Source organism: Sporosarcina sp. GW1-11 (genome assembly GCF_033088395.1).
Lineage (GTDB): Bacteria > Bacillota > Bacilli > Bacillales_A > Planococcaceae > Sporosarcina.
In genome coordinates, this window is sequence record NZ_JAPMIW010000009.1 from 57,236 (window position 1) to 80,626 (window position 23,391).

Sequence of the window (23,391 nt, forward strand, 5' to 3'; positions counted from 1 at the left end):
ACCAACACGCCTTGACCTCGGTCTTGGCGTGTTTTTTAGCTATAGGCAGTCGAAAACCTGCATAAATCAATCAAGCCTGTAATAGAATAAATAGCCAGTTAGATGATTCTATTAGTGATTAACTGGAATAATAGAGTGAACTCAAGTTATAAAAATGTAAATAAAGCGCTTTCATTTTTATCTTGTAAACTAAATAGTTTATCGATATACTAATGAATAAGGAATGTTCAAACAATTACATTCAAGTAGAGGAGTTGTGAAGATGACACAAAAACCTTGGCTTTCAACGTATCCTCCTGAAATTCCAGCAACTTTGGAATATGAAGAAATACCATTGCAAGACTATTTAACTAGATCCAGTAAGAAATATCCAGAAAAGACCGCAATCCATTTTTTGGGTAGGGATATTTCATACACGGAATTCCATGAATCGGCGTTGAAGTTTGCGACATACTTGCAAAAACTAGGTGTCGTAAAAGGCGATCGGGTGGCAATTATGCTTCCAAACTGTCCGCAAGGTGCGATTGCGTACTATGGAATCCTTTACGCGGGAGGAATCATCGTACAGACCAATCCGCTATATACTGAAAATGAGCTGAGCTACCAAATGGCGGACTCTGGAGCAAAAGTTATTATTTCACTTGATATTTTATTTCCAAGAATATCAAAAGTTATGAAAGATACCTCGTTAGAACATATTATTATTACAGGAATCAAAGATTATCTACCATTCCCCAAAAATTTAATCTATCCATTTATGCAGAAGAAAGAGCATAAATTGACGGTGAAAGTAGAACATCGTGGGATTCATCATTTATATACTGAAATAATGAAGTCTACACAACCCGAGCCTATTCATGTTTCATTTGAGAAAGGTGATATTGCATTATTGCAGTATACGGGAGGAACTACAGGACCGCCAAAAGGAGTGGAATTGACACATGCCAATTTGATTAGCAATACGGAAATGTGTAGTGCTTGGTTATACAGAACAGAAGACGGAAAAGAAACAATTATGGGTGTGTTACCGTTCTTTCACGTGTATGGTATGACTACCGTGTTGATTTTCGCTGTTATGAAAGGGCACCGTATGGTATTGATTCCTAAATTTGATTTTAAGACCACATTGAAGGAAATTGATAAACAGAAGCCGACACTATTTCCAGGTGCGCCAACGATTTACATCGGTCTATTAAATCATCCAGATATAGAAAAATACGATTTATCTTCTATTAAGGCGTGTATTAGCGGATCAGCTGCCTTACCTGTCGAAGTTAAAGATAAATTCGAAGCAGTAACAGGAGGGAAATTGGTAGAAGGTTATGGCTTGACTGAAACATCACCTGTAGCGATGGCGAACTTTGTGTGGGGTGGACTAGAAAAGAGAGGCTCTGTAGGCGTGCCTTGGCCGGATACGGATGCGTGTATTTTAGGGCCGAGTTCAACTGATCCTTTGCCAATAGGAGAAATAGGAGAAATCGCTATTAAAGGTCCTCAAGTGATGATAGGTTATTGGAATAGACCCGATGATACGCTAGAGGCGTTCCGAGACGGTTGGTTATTAACAGGCGACCTAGGGTATATGGATGCTGATGGATACTTCTATATCGTGGATCGGAAAAAGGACATGATTATCGCGAGTGGTTTTAATGTCTATCCCCGTGAAATCGAAGAAGTACTTTATGAACATCCAGCAATTCAAGAGTGTATTGTGGCAGGTGTTCCAGATCCATATCGCGGAGAAACAGTTAAAGCATATATTGTCTTAAAAGAAGGATATTCCGTAACAGAAAAAGAATTGGATCAATACTGCAGAAAACAATTGGCAGCATTTAAGGTTCCAAGACATTATGACTTCCGTGAGGATCTACCGAAAACAGCTGTCGGTAAAATTTTACGTAGGACGTTAGTGGAAGAAGAAAGAAAAAAACTAATGGAAACTAATGATACATTGAAAACACTGTAACAAAATGCTTGACTACAACTTAAAAATTTATTAATATGAAAATATGAATGAATAGCCATTCATATTTTCTTTTTGGTGGTGAATCGTAATGAAACGTACAAAACCTAAATATAAACAAATAGTAGATGCTGCAGTTATTGTAATTGCAGAAAATGGGTACCACCAGGCACAAGTTTCGAAGATCGCTAAAGAAGCTGGTGTTGCGGATGGAACGATTTATCTTTATTTTAAAAATAAAGAAGATATCCTCGTATCTGTGTTTAGAGAGAAAATAGCTATTTTTGGAGAGAACATCAAAGAAATACTAGCGAAAGATCTTCCTATTTCTGAAAAGTTACTATTAGTTGTAGAAAACCATTTTAGAATATTACAAGAAGATCCGTATCTAGCAATCGTTACACAACTGGAATTAAGACAGTCAAATAGAGAGCTACGGTTCCAAATTAATAACGTATTAAAAGAATATATAGTACTATTGGATGAATTGCTTCAAGGCGGTGTAGAAACAGGAGAGCTTTCCCCAGATCTTGATCTACGCCTTGCACGCCAAATGTTATTTGGCACAATGGATGAAATTATTACTTCATGGGTAATGAATGAACAGAAGTTTAATTTGCTTGAGACAGCACCTAAAGTTAGTAGTATGTTATTATATGGTTATCTTCAAAAGTAAGTATAGTAGTAAAGGAGATGTAATAGATGACATTGATTACTTTAGAAAAGGATGGTCATGTCGCATTGGCGAAAATCGACCATCCTCCAGCGAATGCATTGTCAACAAAACTGATTGAAGAAGTGGATCAGCTGCTGACAAAAGTAGAACATGATGAAGAAGTGAGAGTCGTTGTTCTATGTGGTGAAGGGAGATTTTTCTCGGCAGGTGCAGACATTAAGGAGTTTACTACGGTGGAAACAGGTGAGGAATTTTCCGAATTGTCCGCCAAGGGTCAGGAGGTTTTTGAACGGTTAGAAAGTTTCTCCAAACCTATAATCGCTTCCATCCATGGGGCAGCACTTGGAGGTGGCTTGGAGCTGGCGATGGCTTGTCATATTCGATTAGTAACGAAAAGTGCGAAACTTGGATTACCTGAGCTTCAGTTAGGACTTATACCTGGCTTTGCAGGTACACAGAGATTGCCAAAGTTGGTCGGTGTAGCCAAAGCAGCAGAAATGATGCTGACGAGTGATCCGATTTCAGGAGAGGAAGCTGTTCAGTGGGGCCTTGCTAATCATGCATACACGGATGAAGAATTGATGGAGGCGACATTAAAGCTTGCAAAGAAAATCTCGCAAAAGAGCCCCATTGCAATGAAACATGCATTACACATGCTTTCTTATTCAAAAGACCCATCGTACTATAATGGTGTGGAAGCAGAAGCGAAATCATTTGGAGAAGTGTTCGTGTCGGCAGATGCGAAAGAAGGTATTCAAGCATTTATTGAAAAGCGTCAACCTACTTTTATTGGAAAGTAATTATCGAATAGGAGGTTCTATTAATGAACATTTATGCATTAGTAAAAAGAACATTTGATACGGAAGAAAAGATTTCAATCTCAAACGGTGCGATTGCAGAAGACGGTGCGGAATTCATCATCAATCCATACGATGAGTATGCAGTGGAAGAAGCAATTCAATTGCGAGATGAGCACGGTGGAGAAGTAACTGTGTTATCTATCGGGAATGAAGATTCCGAAAAGCAATTGCGTACAGCGTTAGCAATGGGCGCTGACAAGGCGGTGTTGATCAACATAGAAGATGATATTGACGACATAGATGAATATACATCAGCGAAAGTCATTGCAGAATACTTAAAAGACAAAGAAGTGGATTTAATACTTGCAGGTAACGTAGCGATTGACGGTGGTTCTGGACAAGTTGGACCTCGCGTTGCAGAATTTCTTGGGATCAATTACGTAACAACAATTACTCAATTGACAGTGGATGGAACAAATGTAACGGTTGTTCGTGACGTAGAAGGTGATTCTGAAACAATTGAAACATCTTTACCGCTTCTTGTAACGGCACAGCAAGGACTGAACGAACCCCGCTATCCTTCATTGCCAGGAATTATGAAAGCAAAAAAGAAACCACTTGAAGAAGTGGAGCTTGACGACTTAGATCTTGAAGAAGATGATGTGGAAGCAAAAACAGAAACGAAAGAAGTATTCTTACCACCGGCAAAATCAGCAGGTCGTCTACTAGAAGGCGAACCGGCGGAGCAAGCGGCTGAACTCGTGAAGTTATTGCATTCTGAAGCGAAAGTTATTTGATTTCATATAGAACCGTAATGAGGAGGACTACACTATGTCAAAGAAAATGTTAGTTTTAGGGGAAGCACGGGATGGAGAACTGCGTAACGTATCTTTTGAAACGATCGCAGCAGCAAAGAAAATTTCAGGTGGCGGAGAAGTTGTCGCTGTATTAATAGGAGATCAAGTGCAATCATTAGGTGAAGAAATGATTCATTATGGTGCGGATCGTGTCGTAACGGTTGAGCATCCACACTTGAAACACTACACGCCAGACGGCTATGGTCAGGCATTCATGGCGGTGTGTGAAGATGAATCACCAGAAGGTATTGTTTTCGGACATACGGCGATGGGTAAGGACTTATCACCAAAAGTAGCAAGTAAACTAGGTGCTGGACTAATCTCTGATGTTACTAAAATTGAAGGAGAAGGCGATGATGCAGAGTACATACGCCCTATCTATTCAGGTAAAGCTTTTGAGAAGGTTGAAATTAAAGAAGGTTTATTGTTCATCTCCATTCGTCCAAACAATATCGATCCATTAGCACATGATGCTAGCCGTTCAGGCGATGTAGCTACAAAATCTGTAGAAATTACTAATCTTCGCTCAATCATCAAAGACGTTGTACGCAAGTCAACGGAAGGTGTGGATCTATCAGAAGCAAAAGTTATTGTAGCGGGTGGTCGTGGTGTTAAAGGAACAGAAGGATTTGAACCGTTGAAAGAATTAGCTAATTTACTTGGTGGAGCAGTAGGTGCTTCCCGTGGTGCATGTGATGCTGACTACTGTGACTATTCACTACAAATTGGTCAAACGGGTAAAGTGGTTACACCGGATCTATACATCGCAGCGGGAATTTCGGGCGCGATCCAACACGTAGCTGGAATGTCAAACTCAAAAGTAATCGTGGCGATTAATAAAGATCCTGAAGCCAACATCTTTAAAATTGCGGACTATGGTATCGTAGGAGATCTTTTTGAAATCATTCCAATTATGATTGATGAAGTCAAAAAGATTAAGGTAAACTAAGTGAAAAGGGAATCATAAGCATTTTTTTAGCTGATAAGAATCCTCCATGATATAATGCGAATATAACTGTAGGTTAAAGGAGGAAATAATAATGGCAATTATCAATGCAACCGATTCGAATTTTGCTGAAAGCATTAAAGAAGGCGTAGTACTAGTAGACTTTTGGGCACCTTGGTGTGGTCCATGTAAAATGATTGCTCCAGTGCTTGAAGAACTTTCAGGTGAAGTTGAAGGAAAAGCAAACATCGTTAAAGTGAATGTCGATGATAACCAAGCAACTGCTAGCCAGTTCGGAATCATGTCGATCCCAACTCTTTTACTTTTCAAAGACGGAGAAGTAGCTGAAAAGGTAGTAGGCTTCCAACCAAAAGAAGCACTTGCACAACTAGTTGAAAAACACGTATAAATACAACAAACCGGGGGCTATCGTAGCATCCCGGTTTTTTAGTAGGTGAATATAATGAATGAAATCATTGAACATAAATTATCGATCCTGCCCGACTATCCTGGTTGTTACTTAATGAAGGATCGCCAAGGCACGGTTATCTATGTCGGAAAAGCGAAAGTGCTGAAAAACCGTGTACGCAGTTATTTCACCGGCTCACATGACGGGAAAACACAGCGACTGGTCGGTGAAATAGAGGACTTTGAATATATAATTACAAACTCAGAAATTGAAGCGCTAATTCTCGAGTTGAACATGATTAAAAAATACGATCCGAAATACAATATTATGTTAAAAGATGATAAAACGTATCCGTACTTGAAAATTACGAATGAACGACATCCTAAATTAATCATTACGAGAAAAGTAAATAAAAAATCAGGTAAATACTTTGGGCCTTACCCAAATGCGACTGCCGCACATGAGACAAAAAAACTATTGGATCGCTTATACCCGTATCGTAAGTGTCAAAGTATTCCAACACGTGCTTGTCTCTATTATCATATCGGGCAATGCTTGGCCCCTTGCATTAAAGAAGTACCTGCGGATGCGTATACTGAAATGATTCAAGATATCACTCGTTTTCTTAATGGTGGGTATAAACAAGTGAAAAAAGAATTGCAACAGAAAATGAGTGAAGCGGCTGAGGACTTGGAATTCGAACGCGCGAAAGAATACCGAGATCAGATTACTAATATAGAAACGGTGATGGAAAAGCAAAATATGAATGCTAATGACTTCACCGATCGAGATGTATTTGGCTATGCAGTCGATAAAGGGTGGATGTGCGTTCAAGTATTTTTCGTTCGTCAAGGGAAAGTGATTGAGCGAGATGTTTCAATTTTTCCCGCGTATCAGGATCCAGAGGACGAGTTATTAACCTTCTTAGGACGTTTTTATGGTGAAGGACAACATTTATTACCTAAAGAAGTGTTTTTACCTGAGTCAGTAGATTTTAGTCTAGCTGAACAATTACTTGATACAAATGTATATGTGCCACAACGTGGGAAGAAAAAAGATCTCGTGCAATTGGCTCAGAAAAACGCGACAATTGCATTGAACGCGAAGTTCCAATTGATCGAGCGGCAAGAAGAGCGAACGATCGGAGCATGTGAAGAACTGGGTAGGGCGATGGCTATTAGCACGCCTCTTAGAATAGAAGCATTTGATAACTCGCATACACATGGAGTAGAACCGGTATCTGCGATGATATCATTTATCGATGGCCGACCAAATCGTAAAGACTATCGGAAATATAAGACGAAGACAGCTGCTGCACATGATGATTACGGTGCTATGCGAGAAGTTATTAGACGTCGTTATACGCGCGCATTAAAAGATCAATTGCCTTTGCCGGATTTGATTGTCATAGATGGTGGGAAAGGGCAGATGGAAGTAGCTAGGGAAGTACTAGAAGATGAATTAGGTTTAGCTATACCGATTGCTGGTCTGGCAAAAGACGATAAGCACAACACGGCACAACTGTTATATGGCAGTCCTCCCGAAATTGTAGATTTGAAGAAGACGAGTGAAGCGTTTTATCTACTGCAACGTGTACAAGATGAAGTACACCGATTTGCAATTACGTTCCATAGGCAACGAAGAGGCGCCTCTACTTTAACTTCTTCACTCGATGGAATTCAAGGAGTAGGCCCTAAACGTAAGCAGCAGTTACTAAAGCATTTCAAAACAGTTAAATCAATCCAGCGGGCGACAGTGGAACAACTAAGAGAAGCGGGGTTGCCTCTAAAAGTAGCTGGAGATTTGGTGGCACACTTCCAACACACCGAACCAACAGAAGATCCCCTAAATGATAAAGGTTAAGGGATCTTCAATGTATTGAATTAAAATAATAAAAATTCTTCTTTCGACGCTTTCTGACAATTAAATATAAATAACCGATAGGCGTTTGTAGAATCTCCCAATAGTTGATTAAGTAGGTGCTTTCTATAGAAGAAACAGTAGGAAGGAACTTGCGAATCGCGCATTATCGGAAAAATCATAATATAATAAGAAAAGCAGATGACGTCTTGACCTGTCTCAAACGGAGGAGTACAATATACATGTTATCATATTGTATCACGAAAGAGAGAGACCGATGAAAATAGCAGACCAATAGAGAACTGCATCATCACAGGGAGATCTCAGAAATAAGGGAGGGTAAAAACTTGTCGAAAGAAACAGATTTTTTCTTGCGCCGCTTACACTCGTTGCTTGGTGTTATTCCAGTTGGACTTTTTGTTGCCCAACACTTAGTCATCAACCACTTTGCGACGCGCGGTGAAGAAGCATTTAACAATGCATCTAATTTTATGGGGAACTTGCCGTTTGTATTGTTCTTGGAATGGTTCATTATCTACATTCCATTGATGTTCCACGCTTTTTATGGAGTGTACATAGCTTTTTCTGCGAAATACAATGTAGGCCATTATGGGACATTCCGTAACTGGATGTTTACACTACAGCGTTTCACAGGCGTATTCCTTGTAATCTTTATTGCATGGCATGTGTACGAAACACGTATCCAAAAAGCACTTGGTGCAGAAGTAGACTTCAACATGATGGCTGATATCTTATCAAATCCATTAATGCTTGTATTCTATATCGTTGGAGTTCTATCAGCGACATTCCACTTGGCAAACGGACTATGGTCTTTCTGTGTCACTTGGGGTATTGCGCAATCACCAAATTCACAAAAGATTGTATCTTACATTACAATGATCGTGTTCTTAGTGCTTTCTGTAATCGGAGTGCAAGCACTTCTAGCTTTTGTTTAATCTACTAACTAAACTAAAAAACCAATGAAATCACGTATAATTGAGGAGTGAAACAATAATGGCAAAAGGCAGATTGATTGTCGTCGGTGGAGGATTAGCTGGTTTAATGGCTACCATCAAATCAGCAGAAGCTGGCACACCGGTTGACTTGTTCTCGCTAGTACCAGTGAAACGTTCCCACTCTGTATGTGCCCAAGGCGGCATTAACGGTGCTGTAAACACGAAAGGTGAAGGCGACTCAGTCGATATTCACTTTGATGATACAGTTTACGGTGGAGACTTCCTAGCGAATCAAAAACCAGTGCAAGCAATGACGGCAGCAGCTCCTGGTATCATCCACTTATTAGACCGTATGGGAGTTATGTTTAACCGTACTCCAGAAGGTTTATTGGATTTCCGCCGTTTCGGTGGTACACTTCACCATCGTACAGCTTATGCGGGTGCGACAACTGGACAACAATTACTTTACGCTCTAGATGAACAAGTACGTTCACATGAGGTGACAGGATTAGTACAAAAGTACGAGCACTGGGAATTCCTTGGAATCATTAAAGATGAAGAGGGAGTTTGCCGCGGTATTAAAGCACAAAACATGAAGACAATGGAAATTCAGGCATTCAAAGCGGATGCGGTCATCATGGCTACTGGCGGACCTGGTATTATTTTCGGTAAGTCTACAAACTCTGTTATTAACACAGGTTCAGCGGCTTCAATCGTTTATCAGCAAGGTGCAAAGTATGCAAACGGAGAATTTATCCAAATTCACCCGACTGCAATTCCGGGAGACGATAAACTTCGTCTAATGAGTGAATCTGCACGTGGTGAAGGTGGACGAATTTGGACATATAAAGATGGTAAGCCATGGTACTTCTTGGAAGAGAAATATCCAGACTACGGTAACTTAGTGCCACGTGATATTGCAACACGTGAAATTTTTGACGTGTGTGTAAACCAAAAACTAGGTATTAATGGTGAAAACATGGTGTACTTGGATCTATCTCACAAGGATCCTAAAGAATTAGATATTAAACTAGGTGGAATCATCGAGATTTACGAGAAGTTCACAGGTGACGACCCTCGTAAATTACCTATGAAAATCTTCCCGGCTGTTCACTATTCAATGGGTGGACTATGGGTTGACGATCACCAACAAACAAATATCCCAGGTTTATTTGCAGCAGGAGAGTGTGACTTCTCACAACACGGTGCAAACCGTCTAGGGGCGAACTCATTGCTTTCTGCAATCTACGGTGGAATGGTCGCTGGACCGTATGCTATCGACTACATGAAGCAACTGAAGCGTACTGCTGATGAACTTCCTGCAACGATTTTCGAAGATGCGGTCAAGGAAGAGCAAGAGAAATGGGAAGAATTGCTTAAAATGGATGGCACGGAAAATGCGTACCTCCTTCACAAAGAGCTTGGTGAATGGATGACCGACAACGTAACGGTTGTTCGTTTCAACGACAAGTTGAAACAAACAGACGAAAAAATTGTCGAGTTACTGGAACGTTATGAAAATATTAGTATGACGGATACACAGCAATGGTCAAACCAAGGAGCTATGTTTACACGTCAATTGAAAAACATGCTATATCTAGCACGTGTAATTACGTTGGGAGCATTGCAGCGTGATGAAAGTCGTGGCGCGCACTATAAGCCAGAATTCCCGAATCGTGATGATGAGAACTTCCTGAAGACAACTATTGCGGAATTTGATGGACAATCTGCGCCTATCATCTCTTATGAAGATGTAGATACATCACTAATTCCTCCACGTGTACGCGATTATTCTGCGAAGAAAGGAGACTGAAAAAAGTGAGTGAACAACAAACTGCAACTGCACAAAAAACAGTCGTATTTGATATTCAACGTCAAGATACTGCAACTTCAAGTCCCTACACAGAGCGTTTTGAAATTCCATACCGTCCGAATATGAACGTTATTTCAGCACTTATGGAAATCAGACGTAACCCGGTCAACGCAAAAGGCGAAAAAACTACGCCTGTAAACTGGGACATGAACTGTTTGGAAGAAGTTTGTGGAGCATGTTCTATGGTAATTAACGGTCGTCCGCGCCAGTCTTGTACTGCACTAGTTGATCAGTTAACACAGCCAATCAAATTAGAGCCTATGCGTACATTCCCAGTCGTTCGTGACTTAATCGTAGATCGTGAATTCATGTTTGATTCGTTAAAGCGTATCAAAGCATGGGTGCCAATCGACGGTACGTATGATCTAGGTGAAGGACCTCGTATGCCAGAGCGTAAACGCCAATGGGCATATGAATTATCTAAATGTATGACATGTGGTGTTTGTCTAGAAGCTTGTCCAAACGTTAACGACAAGACGAACTTCATGGGGCCTGCATTGATGTCACAAGTACGTTTATTCAACGCACACCCCACTGGTGCAATGAACAGAGATGAACGTCTAGCTACAGTCATGGCTGACGGCGGAATCACTGAGTGCGGTAACTCACAAAACTGTGTAGTTGCTTGTCCAAAAGGTATTCCATTGACGACTTCTATCGGTGCTATCGGTAGAGCGACAACAATTCAAATGTTCAAAAACTTCTTCGGAAGTGACCATCAAGTAGACTAAATTCAACAAAATGAACGACTCGCCTTTACGGCGGGTCGTTTTTTGGGTTTGTAAAGGAACAGGATGAGGAAGGGGAGTGACTCGCCACTCATAGAACGTGGCTCCTCGCTCATAGAACGTGGCTCCTCGCTCATAGAACGTGGCTCCTCGCTCATAGAACGTGGCTCCTCGCTCATAGAACCTGGTTCCACGCTCATAGAACCCGGCATCGCACTCTGGAAAATAAAAACCTAAGCAATTTGATGTGCATCCCTTTTTTGATATAATGAAAGAATGAATGTTCATTCATATAAAAGGGGGATTTCTATATGAAAGCAAATTATATTGAAGAAGTAAAAACGTGGACAGAAGGATTCAAATTCCATGCGGATGTTTCCGTGCGATTTTCTGAAACGGATATGTACGGACATTTAAACAACACAAAAGTGTTCGCATATTTTGAGTATGCAAGAATTGAATATCTCAAATATCTAAATTGCATGGAAAAATGGATCGATCGTAGCAGATCTGCAGTGTGATTATTTGAAACAAGTGTTTTTTGATGAGAAGCTTAAAATCTATGTGAAAGCAAATTCAATAGGAAAGAGCTCAGTAGATGTACATTATATGGCCAAAAACGAACGCAATGAAGTGGTTTTCACTGGTAGAGGAGCAATGGTTCAGGTAGATCGAAAAACTGGAAAACCGGTGCCTTGGACTAAAGAAGAGCGTCAAGTGTTTATGGAAACTCACTGATTGTATATCCGTCGAGGCTATATGGCGTCTTCCACTTTAGTTGTCATCTAGCTCCAGACGCCAGCCTCTCGGCCACTTCGGTCTTATCGTCAAGGTGATAGTTCACACCTTGTCGATAAGCCCTCCAGTGTCTGTCGAGGCTAGATGGCGTCTTCTACTTTAGTTGTAGCCTACACGGTAGCTCTTCCTCTGACATATCCTATGGGGAAAGTGTAAAGAGGAGGGGCGCATCTTGGATGAAATGCAAAACCGTTCTTTATTGACGAATCGAGAACGACAAATTTTTACTTTGCTTGTGGAAGACTTTACTACAAAGGAAATAGCTGGACAGTTGACGATTAGTGAAAAAACTGTACGGAATCATATTTCCAATACGATTCAAAAGCTAGGCGTGTCGGGCCGAGCACAAGCAATCGTGGAATTGTTGCGATTAGGCGAATTACAGTTAAATTAAATGTACAATTTGTGTAATCTGAAGTAGACGTGTTTTTGATCAATAGGTGACTATGTCTCCATCTCTCTCATATAGATTGCATGAAAACTATTGCGTTCAACAATGAAAAAGGTACAATGAAAAGACAGGAATCATTTCAGGGAGTTGATTTTTTGTCGAACGAACAGAAAAATACATCGCAGCAGATTGCACAGATGGAGAAAGATTTACGATATATTGCCGCAATTATTAAAGAGCAAGGACGTAAAATTCTTAAAAACTATACGATAACACCTCCCCAGTTTAGTGCGCTTCAATGGTTGTTGGAATATGGAGATATGACTATTGGTGACTTATCCAATAAAATGTTTTTGGCCTTTAGTACAACAACTGACCTAGTAGACAGAATGGAAAACAATCAGTTGGTGAAGCGTGTAAGGGATGGCAAGGATCGCCGAGTCGTTCGTGTTCATTTATTACCTGAGGGAGAACGAATTATTGAGGAAGCGATAAAGAAGAGACAAGAATATTTGCAAGATGTCTTGAAAAATTACGATACTAAGGAAATGCAACAGTTCGCAAGTTTATTAACAAAGTTGCATGAAGAGATGACAAGAGATTGAGGGATTACAGTGAATGCACCTATTGGAGTTATTGATTCGGGAGTTGGTGGCTTAACGGTCGTAAGGGAATTGCGAAAGTATTTGCCGAATGAACCGATTATTTATATTGGCGATGACGCACGGTGTCCGTATGGGCCGAGATCCGCTGAAGAAGTATTGCAATTTACGATGGAAATGGTAGAAAGTCTCTCCAAAATGGGTATAAAGATGTTAGTAATCGCCTGTAATACAGCGACCGCGGTTGCGTTAGATGAAATACGAATGCAATTTAGTTTTCCAGTAATTGGTGTTATTCGGCCGGGTGCGAGAGCGGCTGTGAAGGCATCTCAAACAGGTGAAATTGCGGTTCTCGGCACAATGGGAACAGTCAATAGTAAGGCGTATGATGGAGCGATTCAGCAGTTAAGACCAGATGCTACGGTTCATTCACTTGCGTGTCCAGGATTTGTTCCAATTGTTGAAAGTGGTGAATATCGTTCGCCACAAGCAAGGGAAGTTGTTGATCAGACGTTACAACCATTGCATATGTATTCTTTTGATACAGTCATACTTGGCTGTACACATTATCCATTGCTGCAAGAACATATCGAACAACATTTTTCCAGCCAAAAACAAATTATTTCATCTGCTGTTGAAACAGTAGTTGATGTGGAACGTATTTTGAATGAACAGCAGATACAATCCAGTTCTATGATCCAACCGATATTCTATACTACAGGCTCAATAAAGAAGTTTCAGTCAATCGTTGAAGATTGGTTGAGCATTAAGCAGCCTGATGTGCGCGCGATAAAGTTTTAAAAACAGCATAAATGACCCGAAAACAGGTAGTAGTTTTCGGGTTTTTGCTGTCGGTATGGTAAGATGAGTTGAAAGTAGAAATGAGAAATTGGATAAGCTATTTACAAAACGATACATACAATGGAGGATATTACATGCGACATGATGGTAGAGCAACAGAGGATATACGTTCAGTAACAATTGAGAAGGATTATTTAATTCACCCGGAAGGTTCGGTTCTAATTTCGGTTGGCAATACGAAAGTAATTTGTACAGCGACAATTGAGGATCGCGTACCTCCTTTTTTACGAAATAGCGGAAAGGGTTGGATCTCAGCGGAGTATTCTATGCTTCCAAGAGCAACAGGTCAGCGAACAATCCGTGAATCTTCACGTGGTAAAGTGGGCGGACGTACGATGGAAATTCAGCGTTTAATTGGTCGGGCATTACGCGCGGTTGTAGACTTAGACGCCATTGGTGAACGAACGATTTGGATTGACTGTGACGTGATTCAAGCAGATGGCGGTACACGTACATCTTCTATCACAGGGGCTTTCGTTGCGTTAGTTATCGCTGTGAATAAATTGCAAATTGAAAAGAACTTACCAGTATTCCCGGTACGTGACTTCTTAGCCGCGACAAGCGTAGGTAAATTAGCGGATGGTCAACTCATTACAGATTTAGATTATGTCGAGGATTCATCTGCAGACGTCGATATGAATGTTGTGATGACAGGTGCAGGTCAGTTTGTGGAATTACAAGGAACTGGTGAAGAAGCGACGTTCTCCCGCGCGGAAATGAATGATTTATTGACACTTGCAGAACAGGGTATCGAGCGATTGATCAACATTCAAAAAGAAGTATTAGGTGAATTGGCAGATAAAGTCGGACAGCAGGCAGGCGAAGCGTAATGAAAGAAGTATTAATAGCGACAAACAACCTAGGAAAAGCGAGAGATTTCGAAACGCTTTTTCGCCCATTGGGGATCAATGTTCTCACGTTACAAGATATCGACTGTGCAATCGATGTGGAAGAGACCGGCACAACATTTGTAGAGAATGCAGTCCTAAAAGCAGAAACCGTTGCTAAATTGCTTAATAAAGTAGTAATCGCCGATGATAGTGGACTCGAAGTAGATGCGTTAAGCGGTGAACCAGGCGTATACTCTGCTCGCTATGCAGGGGAGCCGTCAGACGATGAAGCTAATATCGATAAGTTGCTAACTAACTTGACTAATGTTGCTGAAAACGAACGTCAGGCACGTTTTAGATGTGTTCTAGCCATCGCGGGTCCATCCATTGCAACAACTACCTATTCTGGCAGCTGTGAAGGCGTAATAGCAAGTGAACGACAAGGAAAAAATGGCTTTGGCTACGATCCGGTTTTCTATGTACCCGATAAAGGAAAAACGATGGCACAATTAACTGCTGAAGAAAAAAGTGCAATTTCCCATCGTGGAGCAGCACTTGCTCAGCTAAAAGAACATCTACCTGAATTTCTTGCAAAGATAGGTGAAGAATAATGAAAATTATCGTGCTAAGTGACTCTCATGGTGATACGGCAACTGTTCAACAGATTGCCGCTTTGCCGGCGGACGCAATATTTCATTGTGGGGATAGTGAGCTGTCAGCAGATCATCCGTTATTAGAAGACCTGCATATTGTCCGTGGTAATTGTGATCTAGATGCTCGGTTACCAGCTTTTGTTGTACAGAAGGTAGGAAATGACACTGTACTTGTCGTCCATGGCCATGAACACGACGTCAAGAGGTCATTACTTACTCTTTCCTACGCAGCAGCAGAACAACAAGCAACGATTGCTCTATTCGGCCATTCGCATCTATATGGAGCAGAAATGATTGAAGGTGTATTGTTCGTGAATCCGGGCAGCACTACACAACCGCGTGGCGGTAAATCAGCGTCATATGCAGTAATTGAGACAGGTGAAACGGTGGAAGTGAGCTTTTATAACATGCACCATGAACAGATAGAAAAAGTAATTTTAAATAAGTGAAAAATAGTGTTGACTTATTATAAAAGCATGCCTATAATATAACTTGTGCCTGAGTTATTCAGGTGTTTGTCTCAGTAGCTCAGCTGGATAGAGCAATGCCCTTCTAAGGCATCGGTCGGGGGTTCGAATCCCTCCTGGGACGTTATAAGTTAAATTCTGCATAAGATAAGAGTCTGTAGAAAAATCCAAAAACATTGTTAAATCAATGTCTTTGGATTTTTTTATTTTGTAAATATCCAATGCAAACGACATATATTAACACACAGCTCCTCCTTGGTACAATCTTGCCAAATCTAGTTGTCCATCAACATCTAGAAATCATAGAACAGTATCCTCCCTAGTCATAGAACATTCAAGTAACATACAGTAAACTATAAAAATTCGTCTGATCGAATGAAAAATTGACATTGACGGACTATTTATCATGCATATTCAAAAGGTTTGCTTTTTGAATTTAAGGCTTAGGGGATACGAATAGAAATCATCCTCAAATTATTATTTGACCCTATTCAGTGACAGTGTTAATATAGGGGTATGGGGTATAAGTAATTATTGAGGAGGGTGAAGTATGCAAGAAACACCCAAAAAAACAGTCCAGCCAAATAAACAACAGCTTCTTAACCGCTTAAAGCGCATTGAAGGGCAAGTGAGAGGTATTCATCAAATGGTTGAGAGCGATCGTTATTGTGTAGATATCTTACATCAGATTAGCGCAATTCAATCAGCGATGAACAAAGTTTCTTTAGCCTTGTTAGAAGATCATACACACCATTGTGTAGCAAATGCGATTAAAGGGCAAGATGGTGAAGCTGCCATTCAAGAACTCATGACTATTATGAAAACGATGACGAAATAAAAGTCTAAATAAAACGTTTTTTATTTTCAATTTGACATACATTACGGGGGTATGGTAAATTGAGGACGATAAATAAACAGGAGGTTTTCAAAATGAAAGAAATAGTAAAAGTACAAGGAATGTCATGTAATCACTGTGTTAATTCAATTGAAGTTAATGTTGGCAATCTTGCAGGTGTTTCTTCCGTAAAGGTGGATCTTGGCAGTGGCGAAGTTTCTATAGACTTTGACAACGAGAAGATTTCATTAGGGCAGATTAAAGAAACAATCGAAGAGCAAGGGTATGACATTGTCTAGTCTTGTCTAGTTCATTAGTATGGAAGATTAGATCGTACCATCGGGTATGGTCTTTCTTTTTCTATAAAATATACCCCTACTAAGTATCGGAGGGATGACAAATGTCAACAACTGAAAGAACTCTTCAAATTAAGGGGATGACCTGTGCAGCATGCGCAAATCGAATAGAAAAAAGTCTCTCTAAAATAGAAGGTGTAGAGAAAGCGAACGTAAACTTTGCTTTAGAAAGATCAACCATCGTTTATGACACAGAGAAAACAAATGTAAATGAATTTATTGAAAGAGTAGAAAAACTCGGTTTTGAGGTTGTTCAAGAAAAAGAAACATTTGATATTACAGGTATGACTTGTTCAGCATGTGCAACGAAAATTGAAAAAAGAATTAGTAAAATGGATGGGGTTTCTAGTGCGGTAGTAAATTTTGCGCTTGAAACAATTTCCGTTGAATATGATGATAATAAAATCAAAGCTTCTGATATGATGACCGCTGTTAAGAAAATGGGCTATGAATTAATGCCAAAGCAAGACCGCAATGCGAAGATTGATTATAAAGAGGAAGAGATTCACAAGCAACAAAGAAAGTTTATCTTCTCACTCATTTTAACGATTCCATTGTTATGGACAATGGTCGCTCATTTCAGTTTTTTGTCATTTATTTATTTACCAAATATTCTTATGAATCCGTGGGTACAGCTTGTTCTTGCTACACCGGTTCAATTTATTGTCGGTGCTCAATTTTATAAAGGCGCTTTTAACGCATTGAGAAATAAAAGTACCAATATGGATGTACTGGTGGCACTTGGTACGAGCGCAGCCTATTTTTACAGTCTTTATTTATCGTTGGAATGGGTGAATGCGGGAAGTAGTGGAATGCCGGAACTCTACTTTGAAGCATCTGCCGTCATTATTACATTAATTGTTCTTGGTAAATTATTTGAAGTTCGTGCAAAAGGAAAAACGAGCCAGGCCATTCAAAAACTACTTGGAATGCAGGCTAAAACGGCTAGAGTCCTTATAGACGGGATTGAAAAAGAAGTTCCAATTGAAGAAGTGGTAGTTGGGGATACAATATTGGTGAAGCCGGGTGAAAAGATACCGGTGGACGGGGAAATCATTGAAGGACGTTCAGCAATTGATGAATCTATGATTTCAGGTGAAAGTATTCCGATTGACAAAACGGTTGGTGATCCAGTGATTGGGGCAACGATTAATAAAAACGGTTCATTGCAAATCAAAGCAATAAGAGTGGGAAAAGATACGGCATTGGCTCAAATTGTAAAAGTGGTTGAAGAGGCACAAGGATCTAAGGCGGAAATCCAACGCTTGGCAGACCGTATTTCCGGAGTATTTGTACCAATCGTTGTGTTGATTGCTGTTGTTACATTCTTTATTTGGTATTTTGCTGTGACACCTGGTGATTTCCGATCAGCCCTTATTCCAACGATATCCATACTGGTTATCGCATGCCCATGTGCGCTTGGTTTGGCAACACCGACTTCGATTATGGCTGGTTCGGGAAGAGCTGCTGAAATAGGCATTTTGTTTAAAGGTGGAGAGCATTTAGAAAACACACGGTCGATTGATACGGTTGTATTGGATAAAACAGGAACAGTGACAAAGGGTGAACCTGCGTTAACAAATATTTCAGTGATGAATGGTTTTAAGGAAGAAGAAGTTTTGCAGCTAATTGCAACAGCGGAAAATCAATCTGAACATCCTTTGGCGCAAGCAATTGTTAAAGGAGTGAAAGAAAAAGGTCTTTCACTAGTTGAGACAACAGACTTCGAAGCATTGCCGGGTTATGGAATTCGAGCTGTCGTTGATAGTAAGGAAGTGTTTGTTGGAACGCGAAAATTAATGCGTTCACAACAAATCGAACTTTTGGACGCTGAAGTCGCGATGGAAGCGTTTGAAAGTGAAGGGAAAACGGCGATGCTCATTGCTGTCGACAAAAAACTTGCAGGTATTGTCGCAGTAGCAGATACAGTGAAAGATACATCTAAGGAAGCGATAAAGCGAATGCGGGAATTGGGTCTTGATGTCATCATGTTGACAGGGGATAACCAACGTACCGCAGAGGCGATTGCGCGTCAAGTCGGCTTAACTCACGTGATCGCAGAAGTGTTACCTGAGCAGAAGAGTGAGGAAATTAAAAAGCTTCAAGAGCAAGGGAAGAATGTAGCGATGGTCGGGGACGGGATAAATGATGCGCCCGCACTTGCGATGGCAAATATTGGAATGGCTGTTGGAACAGGTACAGATATCGCAATTGAAGCAGCTGATATTACACTAATGCGTGGCGATTTAAATAGTGTAGCAGATGCGATTATTATGAGTAGGAAAACCATGCGAAACATTAAGCAGAACTTATTTTTCGCATTCTTCTATAACACGATCGGAATTCCAATTGCTGCAATTGGCTTATTAGCCCCATGGGTTGCTGGAGCAGCCATGGCATTTAGTTCTGTATCTGTAGTGTTGAATGCATTGCGTCTTCAGAAAGTGAATTTAAAAAATTAACAAGAGAATAATAACAAAAAGAGCCAATTCCAACTCATTTAAGAGTGGGAATTGGCTTTCGTATGTTACTGGAGTATACGGTCATCACAAACGTCTCATTTCATTGAATATTTGAAAAGGGTTTTTACTCCACTGATTCTCTTCTAATAATTTACTTTGGCGTTCGTTGAAAAGTACTTTGCTCATAAAATAACCTCTTTCGCTTGTCTCTATTATTTTACATAATCTTCACATTCAACTATAAACCAATCTGTTACACTATCAATAACGAGAGTCAATATTGTAATTCGATATTGTGTGAAAGGAGGAATCAATCATGGAAGATAAAGTACTACGAAAATTATTCCTCGGTTTCATTCATATCCATATCCTACATCATGCGAAAGAACATCCAATTTACGGAGTATGGATGGTGGAGGAACTTAGGGAACATGGCTATACAATCAGTCCAGGGACGTTGTATCCGATTTTGCATTCGATGGAAGCGGATGGGTTGTTGAGTAAGGAAGATGTCAATATGGATGGAAAAATTCGGAAGTATTATACAACGACGGTGAAAGGCGAAGAGGTTCTTGTAGAGGCGAGGAAAAAAGCATATGAATTGTTTAAAGAAATTAATGACTGATGATAAAGGGTGGATAGGATGAATAATCGATTGGCTTCACTAGTTGAAATACTTCTTGTGTCGATGCGACTAGGTTTCACGTCTTTTGGCGGACCGGTTGCACATTTAGGTTATTTTCATGAAGAATATGTACGTAGACGGAAATGGATGGATGAAAAAAGTTATGCGGATCTAGTTGCGCTGGCACAGTTTTTACCAGGCCCTGCGAGTAGCCAAGTAGGTATCGGGATTGGTGTCATGCGAGCGGGTGTGCTTGGTGGCATCGTTTCCTTTATTGGCTTCACTTTACCATCTGTTGTTGCATTGATTCTATTCGCGTTAGTTCTGATGAATTTTGATGTAGCGAATGCGGGTTGGATTCAAGGATTAAAGATTGTGGCGGTTGCTGTAGTGGCGCATGCGATACTTGGCATGGCGAAAAATTTGACGCCTACTTTGAAAACAAAGGCACTTGCTTTGTTTGCGCTCGTTGGTACATTGGTGTGGCAGGTGGCTGGAGCACAGATCATAGTCATTTTACTCGCTGCATTGTTCGGGTTCTTGTTATTCAAAGACGCACAAGGGGATTCTACAACTGGTTCTACATTTCCGGTTACGAAACGTGTCGGTGTAATGTGTTTAAGTTTGTTTTTCGGACTACTCATCGCATTACCACTTGTTAGAGAAATGACAGGCTCGTACTGGGTGGCGATTGTGGATAGTTTTTATCGATCGGGTTCATTAGTTTTTGGTGGCGGTCATGTAGTTTTACCTTTATTGGAACAAGAATTCGTGCCGACCGGTTGGATTAGCGAGGAGAGTTTCTTGGCGGGTTACGGTGCGACACAAGCGGTTCCCGGGCCATTATTTACGTTTGCTGCGTATATAGGTGCTGTGATGAACGGTTGGCAAGGTGGCCTAATTGGCACCATCGCGATATTCTTACCTGCCTTCCTATTGATTGTCGGAACGTTGCCATTTTGGGATATTTTACGAAACCATTCGAAAATCAGAGGCGCGATAGTAGGCGTGAATGCAGCCGTTGTTGGTATTTTGATTTCTGCGTTTTACTTTCCGATTTGGACTAGCTCGATTTTGTCGGCAATGGATTTCGCGCTCGCTGCGGTTCTTTTCAGTATGTTGGCATTTTGGAAATTACCACCATGGATTGTTGTAGTTTCAGGTGTAGTCGGAGGCTCTTTATTAACACTCATCTAATGAAAAAGATGAAAACACACACAAACGATTATTCTATCGTCTGTGTGTGTTTTTCATTCTTTATACTTATACGCCAAGCCTTTCAAAAAGTTACGAGCATAGCGATCCCCACACTCTTTGTAATTCCGATGTCCCACTTTTCTAAGAACAGCTCCTAACTCCCCTTTAGTAATCGACACACGCGCTTCTTCTAATATATCCAGCATATCTTCACTAGTAAGTGAAAGTGCGATCTTCACTTTCTTCAGTAGCAGATTATTTGCAGACTCTTCCACTTCAACTGCTGGAGCGCTACCAGGTTTCTCTTCCTGTTTACCTCTTTTGAAAATAATAAAGCCGTTTAAAAAAGCGTTAAACGTCGAAAGTGAACATTCCAGTTGATCTTCCTCTTCTTTTTTCAGCATAGCTAAAACATCTTTAGTTGTAACGTCAATTCCGCCTAATTTAAAAATCTCTACCATTTCTGCATTTTTAACATCGAGTGCATAGCGCAATCGAATAAGTATATCATTTGTTGTCATGAATGATCCTCCTGTGTAGTGAAACGAAAGTAGTTCCATAATAGCATATTTTCTGGTCGGGGAAGTGAACAAGAGTCGATCATAATGAATTTCACTATTATATTTCAAGATTCTACGATGCATACTTAATTAGGATGGTATGTTGAATTTAGGAGGCTACAATGGAGATTAAAGAAATTCATTCATTCGATTTGGAAACGGAACAATGTAAATCCATTCAATACAATCTTTCCAAGAAAGTTATGTTGGAAAATGCGATACATATCGAATCCATCAAGTTACTTGCAGGAGTAGATATAGCTTATTATGATATACAAGGTGTTGAATATGGAGTTTGCTGTGTCATTGTTTTCGATTTTAGAGCCAAGCGTGTTATTGAAAAAACCTACAGTACAGGTAAAGTCACTATGCCATACATTCCTGGATATTTAGCTTTCAGAGAACTGCCACTCATTATGGAAGCTGTTAAGAAACTATCTTGTACACCAGACGTATTTATGTTTGACGGAAACGGTATCTTACACCCAAGGAAAATGGGGATCGCTACACACGCATCGTTCTTTTTAAACAAACCCTGTATAGGAATTGCAAAAAGTTACTTGAAAATAGACGATATCATTTTCATTGAACCTAAAAATGAAGAGAATGCATTCGAAGATATTATCGTGAATGATGAAGTATATGGTAGGGCGCTTCGAACGCATATACATGTAAAACCTATTTTCGTCTCCTGCGGAAATTATATTGATTTGGAAACCGCATCAAACATTACTCTACGTTTAATAACGAAAGAAAGTCGTTTACCTATACCTGTTCGGCTAGCGGATTTGGAAACAAGAAGATTGAAAAGGTTGCTAGTTTCTTTGCGGGATGAATGGTAACATAACTTCCTAATGACAGTACCACATGCAAAGGGGAATGATCTCAATGAAAATATATGATCAAATGAAACAATTACTCGCTAGACGAGAAGGGGAAATCATTACTTCTCGTGAAATTAGACAAGAGTTGCAAAAAACATACGGAACGAAACCTTCTAGCGTACTCCCTTCAGACTTTTGCTATAATCGTTATAATAGCGGGATTGCGTTTGACAAACATTTATTTGAATACTTAACAAAAAGTACATATAAATATCTTGGAGAGCGCGCTAAGTACTCGGGGCTTATTTTTCATAAACCTAAAGGGGCCCAACAAGAACGTGTGGTTGGGGAATGGAAAGAGGGTGTGAAGACGATGTATGCAGTCAATTCGCAAGGAGTTGACTGTATTAGTCAGGAACAGATTAAGCGTTTGTATGAAGAATATATACGTGTTCTTCGTTATGAATTGCAGGTGCTACAATGTCAGCCGACAGAATTACGTCATTTGATTGGTCGGATCGGGGAGTTGCTTTGTGCGATGGTGACGGGTGGTCATCTGGCTCGCGAAACGAATCAACATGGCTTTGACGTAGTTAGTCAAGGACGTAAAATTAGTGTTAAAACATCAGCTCAACAGTTATCTGGTTTCATTTCGTTTAATCGGAATACATTCGAAACATTTGATGATGTATTCATTGTTCAATATCGTGAAGATGATTTTCATATCATATATTACGGTTCTAAAGATCTAATCAAAAAAATTGCCAGAACTTATAAAAATATTTATGAGGTAGATATAGAAAAAGTAAAGAAGTTAAGCATATGAAGAAATTACAACTCCAATATATTTACCTAAGAAAAG

Annotated in this window: 25 protein-coding genes, 1 tRNA gene and 1 pseudogene; 26 read left to right on the top strand and 1 reads right to left on the bottom strand. The window is 40.1% G+C overall.

The features are described from left to right. Positions 1 to 262: 262 nt before the first annotated feature. From ORD22_RS07740 to chrA, 24 genes and pseudogenes are all read left to right on the top strand, one after another. Positions 263 to 1,966 (top strand): long-chain-fatty-acid--CoA ligase, encoded by a 1,704-nt coding sequence (locus ORD22_RS07740; RefSeq protein WP_317645346.1) that lies wholly within the window; start codon positions 263 to 265, stop codon positions 1,964 to 1,966. Positions 1,967 to 2,054: 88 nt separating this feature from the next. Then, on the top strand, positions 2,055 to 2,639 hold the full coding sequence (gene fadR / locus ORD22_RS07745) for a fatty acid metabolism transcriptional regulator FadR (protein WP_317645347.1): 585 nt from the start codon (positions 2,055 to 2,057) through the stop codon (positions 2,637 to 2,639). Positions 2,640 to 2,665: 26 nt separating this feature from the next. Continuing rightward, positions 2,666 to 3,439, top strand: a complete 774-nt coding sequence (locus tag ORD22_RS07750; protein ID WP_317645349.1) for an enoyl-CoA hydratase — start codon at positions 2,666 to 2,668, stop codon at positions 3,437 to 3,439. A gap of 23 nt (positions 3,440 to 3,462) precedes the next feature. Continuing rightward, positions 3,463 to 4,236: an electron transfer flavoprotein subunit beta/FixA family protein gene (locus tag ORD22_RS07755; RefSeq protein ID WP_317645351.1), complete on the top strand. Its 774-nt coding sequence runs from the start codon at positions 3,463 to 3,465 to the stop codon at positions 4,234 to 4,236. Positions 4,237 to 4,270: 34 nt separating this feature from the next. Continuing rightward, positions 4,271 to 5,245: an electron transfer flavoprotein subunit alpha/FixB family protein gene (locus ORD22_RS07760; RefSeq protein WP_317645352.1), complete on the top strand. Its 975-nt coding sequence runs from the start codon at positions 4,271 to 4,273 to the stop codon at positions 5,243 to 5,245. 91 nt (positions 5,246 to 5,336) lie between these two features. Beyond that, entirely contained in the window at positions 5,337 to 5,651 is a 315-nt protein-coding gene (gene trxA, locus ORD22_RS07765; RefSeq protein ID WP_317645353.1) for a thioredoxin, read from the top strand. 54 nt (positions 5,652 to 5,705) lie between these two features. Continuing rightward, entirely contained in the window at positions 5,706 to 7,514 is a 1,809-nt protein-coding gene (gene uvrC / locus ORD22_RS07770; RefSeq protein ID WP_317645354.1) for an excinuclease ABC subunit UvrC, read from the top strand. A gap of 344 nt (positions 7,515 to 7,858) precedes the next feature. Continuing rightward, a complete protein-coding gene (locus ORD22_RS07775; RefSeq protein ID WP_317645355.1) occupies positions 7,859 to 8,467 on the top strand; it encodes a succinate dehydrogenase cytochrome b558 subunit in 609 nt (202 codons plus the stop codon). Positions 8,468 to 8,525: 58 nt separating this feature from the next. Beyond that, entirely contained in the window at positions 8,526 to 10,280 is a 1,755-nt protein-coding gene (gene sdhA / locus ORD22_RS07780) for a succinate dehydrogenase flavoprotein subunit (RefSeq protein ID WP_317645356.1), read from the top strand. A gap of 5 nt (positions 10,281 to 10,285) precedes the next feature. Next, positions 10,286 to 11,071, top strand: a complete 786-nt coding sequence (gene sdhB, locus ORD22_RS07785) for a succinate dehydrogenase iron-sulfur subunit (protein ID WP_317645357.1) — start codon at positions 10,286 to 10,288, stop codon at positions 11,069 to 11,071. 63 nt (positions 11,072 to 11,134) lie between these two features. Then, positions 11,135 to 11,305, top strand: a complete 171-nt coding sequence (locus ORD22_RS07790; RefSeq protein ID WP_317645358.1) for a hypothetical protein — start codon at positions 11,135 to 11,137, stop codon at positions 11,303 to 11,305. Between the two features lie 74 nt (positions 11,306 to 11,379). Continuing rightward, a pseudogene (locus tag ORD22_RS07795) lies at positions 11,380 to 11,806 on the top strand (acyl-CoA thioesterase). Between the two features lie 241 nt (positions 11,807 to 12,047). Then, on the top strand, positions 12,048 to 12,260 hold the full coding sequence (locus ORD22_RS07800; RefSeq protein WP_081244721.1) for a helix-turn-helix domain-containing protein: 213 nt from the start codon (positions 12,048 to 12,050) through the stop codon (positions 12,258 to 12,260). Between the two features lie 194 nt (positions 12,261 to 12,454). Next, positions 12,455 to 12,862: a MarR family winged helix-turn-helix transcriptional regulator gene (locus tag ORD22_RS07805; RefSeq protein WP_411567636.1), complete on the top strand. Its 408-nt coding sequence runs from the start codon at positions 12,455 to 12,457 to the stop codon at positions 12,860 to 12,862. 9 nt (positions 12,863 to 12,871) lie between these two features. Next, positions 12,872 to 13,660 (top strand): glutamate racemase, encoded by a 789-nt coding sequence (gene racE, locus ORD22_RS07810; RefSeq protein WP_317645359.1) that lies wholly within the window; start codon positions 12,872 to 12,874, stop codon positions 13,658 to 13,660. Positions 13,661 to 13,794: 134 nt separating this feature from the next. Beyond that, complete coding sequence (rph, locus tag ORD22_RS07815) at positions 13,795 to 14,550, top strand: ribonuclease PH (protein WP_317645360.1); 756 nt, start codon at positions 13,795 to 13,797, stop codon at positions 14,548 to 14,550. After that, entirely contained in the window at positions 14,550 to 15,161 is a 612-nt protein-coding gene (locus ORD22_RS07820; RefSeq protein WP_317645361.1) for an XTP/dITP diphosphatase, read from the top strand. The genes rph and ORD22_RS07820 overlap by 1 nt, the downstream gene beginning before the upstream one ends. After that, positions 15,161 to 15,652, top strand: a complete 492-nt coding sequence (locus ORD22_RS07825; protein ID WP_317645362.1) for a metallophosphoesterase — start codon at positions 15,161 to 15,163, stop codon at positions 15,650 to 15,652. Before ORD22_RS07820 ends, ORD22_RS07825 begins: the two co-directional genes overlap by 1 nt. A 68-nt stretch (positions 15,653 to 15,720) precedes the next feature. Beyond that, a tRNA-Arg gene (locus ORD22_RS07830) sits at positions 15,721 to 15,794 on the top strand. A 426-nt stretch (positions 15,795 to 16,220) separates the two neighbouring features. After that, complete coding sequence (locus ORD22_RS07835) at positions 16,221 to 16,508, top strand: metal-sensitive transcriptional regulator (protein ID WP_317645363.1); 288 nt, start codon at positions 16,221 to 16,223, stop codon at positions 16,506 to 16,508. 92 nt (positions 16,509 to 16,600) lie between these two features. Next, a complete protein-coding gene (gene copZ / locus ORD22_RS07840) occupies positions 16,601 to 16,804 on the top strand; it encodes a copper chaperone CopZ (protein ID WP_317645365.1) in 204 nt (67 codons plus the stop codon). A gap of 101 nt (positions 16,805 to 16,905) precedes the next feature. Next, positions 16,906 to 19,323, top strand: a complete 2,418-nt coding sequence (locus ORD22_RS07845) for a heavy metal translocating P-type ATPase (RefSeq protein ID WP_317645366.1) — start codon at positions 16,906 to 16,908, stop codon at positions 19,321 to 19,323. A gap of 316 nt (positions 19,324 to 19,639) precedes the next feature. Further along, complete coding sequence (locus ORD22_RS07850) at positions 19,640 to 19,948, top strand: PadR family transcriptional regulator (protein WP_317645367.1); 309 nt, start codon at positions 19,640 to 19,642, stop codon at positions 19,946 to 19,948. A gap of 18 nt (positions 19,949 to 19,966) precedes the next feature. Beyond that, positions 19,967 to 21,145, top strand: a complete 1,179-nt coding sequence (chrA, locus tag ORD22_RS07855; RefSeq protein WP_317645368.1) for a chromate efflux transporter — start codon at positions 19,967 to 19,969, stop codon at positions 21,143 to 21,145. A 53-nt stretch (positions 21,146 to 21,198) separates the two neighbouring features. Here chrA and ORD22_RS07860 read toward each other — a convergent pair whose 3' ends face one another. Then, positions 21,199 to 21,666, bottom strand: a complete 468-nt coding sequence (locus ORD22_RS07860) for a YehS family protein (protein WP_317645369.1) — start codon at positions 21,664 to 21,666, stop codon at positions 21,199 to 21,201. A 161-nt stretch (positions 21,667 to 21,827) separates the two neighbouring features. Between ORD22_RS07860 and ORD22_RS07865 the strand changes: the two genes are divergently transcribed. Further along, positions 21,828 to 22,547: an endonuclease V gene (locus ORD22_RS07865; protein WP_317645371.1), complete on the top strand. Its 720-nt coding sequence runs from the start codon at positions 21,828 to 21,830 to the stop codon at positions 22,545 to 22,547. A 46-nt stretch (positions 22,548 to 22,593) separates the two neighbouring features. Continuing rightward, positions 22,594 to 23,355, top strand: coding sequence for a DUF7225 domain-containing protein (locus ORD22_RS07870; protein ID WP_317645372.1), 762 nt, complete (start codon positions 22,594 to 22,596; stop codon positions 23,353 to 23,355). The last annotated feature ends 36 nt before the right edge of the window (positions 23,356 to 23,391 follow it).

What these genes read in the sequence shown, in the direction of transcription:
- ORD22_RS07850 (WP_317645367.1), top strand. Translation starts at nt 19,640, where the DNA reads ATGGAAGATAAAGTACTACGAAAATTATTCCTCGGTTTCATTCATATC.
- chrA (WP_317645368.1), top strand. Translation starts at nt 19,967, where the DNA reads ATGAATAATCGATTGGCTTCACTAGTTGAAATACTTCTTGTGTCGATG.
- ORD22_RS07800 (WP_081244721.1), top strand. Translation starts at nt 12,048, where the DNA reads ATGCAAAACCGTTCTTTATTGACGAATCGAGAACGACAAATTTTTACT.
- rph (WP_317645360.1), top strand. Translation starts at nt 13,795, where the DNA reads ATGCGACATGATGGTAGAGCAACAGAGGATATACGTTCAGTAACAATT.
- ORD22_RS07860 (WP_317645369.1), bottom strand. Translation starts at nt 21,666, where the DNA reads ATGACAACAAATGATATACTTATTCGATTGCGCTATGCACTCGATGTT.
- ORD22_RS07760 (WP_317645352.1), top strand. Translation starts at nt 4,271, where the DNA reads ATGTCAAAGAAAATGTTAGTTTTAGGGGAAGCACGGGATGGAGAACTG.
- ORD22_RS07790 (WP_317645358.1), top strand. Translation starts at nt 11,135, where the DNA reads ATGAGGAAGGGGAGTGACTCGCCACTCATAGAACGTGGCTCCTCGCTC.
- fadR (WP_317645347.1), top strand. Translation starts at nt 2,055, where the DNA reads ATGAAACGTACAAAACCTAAATATAAACAAATAGTAGATGCTGCAGTT.
- ORD22_RS07845 (WP_317645366.1), top strand. Translation starts at nt 16,906, where the DNA reads ATGTCAACAACTGAAAGAACTCTTCAAATTAAGGGGATGACCTGTGCA.
- ORD22_RS07740 (WP_317645346.1), top strand. Translation starts at nt 263, where the DNA reads ATGACACAAAAACCTTGGCTTTCAACGTATCCTCCTGAAATTCCAGCA.
- ORD22_RS07750 (WP_317645349.1), top strand. Translation starts at nt 2,666, where the DNA reads ATGACATTGATTACTTTAGAAAAGGATGGTCATGTCGCATTGGCGAAA.
- ORD22_RS07820 (WP_317645361.1), top strand. Translation starts at nt 14,550, where the DNA reads ATGAAAGAAGTATTAATAGCGACAAACAACCTAGGAAAAGCGAGAGAT.
- copZ (WP_317645365.1), top strand. Translation starts at nt 16,601, where the DNA reads ATGAAAGAAATAGTAAAAGTACAAGGAATGTCATGTAATCACTGTGTT.
- ORD22_RS07805 (WP_411567636.1), top strand. Translation starts at nt 12,455, where the DNA reads ATGGAGAAAGATTTACGATATATTGCCGCAATTATTAAAGAGCAAGGA.
- ORD22_RS07865 (WP_317645371.1), top strand. Translation starts at nt 21,828, where the DNA reads ATGGAGATTAAAGAAATTCATTCATTCGATTTGGAAACGGAACAATGT.
- trxA (WP_317645353.1), top strand. Translation starts at nt 5,337, where the DNA reads ATGGCAATTATCAATGCAACCGATTCGAATTTTGCTGAAAGCATTAAA.
- ORD22_RS07870 (WP_317645372.1), top strand. Translation starts at nt 22,594, where the DNA reads ATGAAAATATATGATCAAATGAAACAATTACTCGCTAGACGAGAAGGG.
- uvrC (WP_317645354.1), top strand. Translation starts at nt 5,706, where the DNA reads ATGAATGAAATCATTGAACATAAATTATCGATCCTGCCCGACTATCCT.
- ORD22_RS07835 (WP_317645363.1), top strand. Translation starts at nt 16,221, where the DNA reads ATGCAAGAAACACCCAAAAAAACAGTCCAGCCAAATAAACAACAGCTT.
- sdhA (WP_317645356.1), top strand. Translation starts at nt 8,526, where the DNA reads ATGGCAAAAGGCAGATTGATTGTCGTCGGTGGAGGATTAGCTGGTTTA.
- ORD22_RS07755 (WP_317645351.1), top strand. Translation starts at nt 3,463, where the DNA reads ATGAACATTTATGCATTAGTAAAAAGAACATTTGATACGGAAGAAAAG.
- ORD22_RS07825 (WP_317645362.1), top strand. Translation starts at nt 15,161, where the DNA reads ATGAAAATTATCGTGCTAAGTGACTCTCATGGTGATACGGCAACTGTT.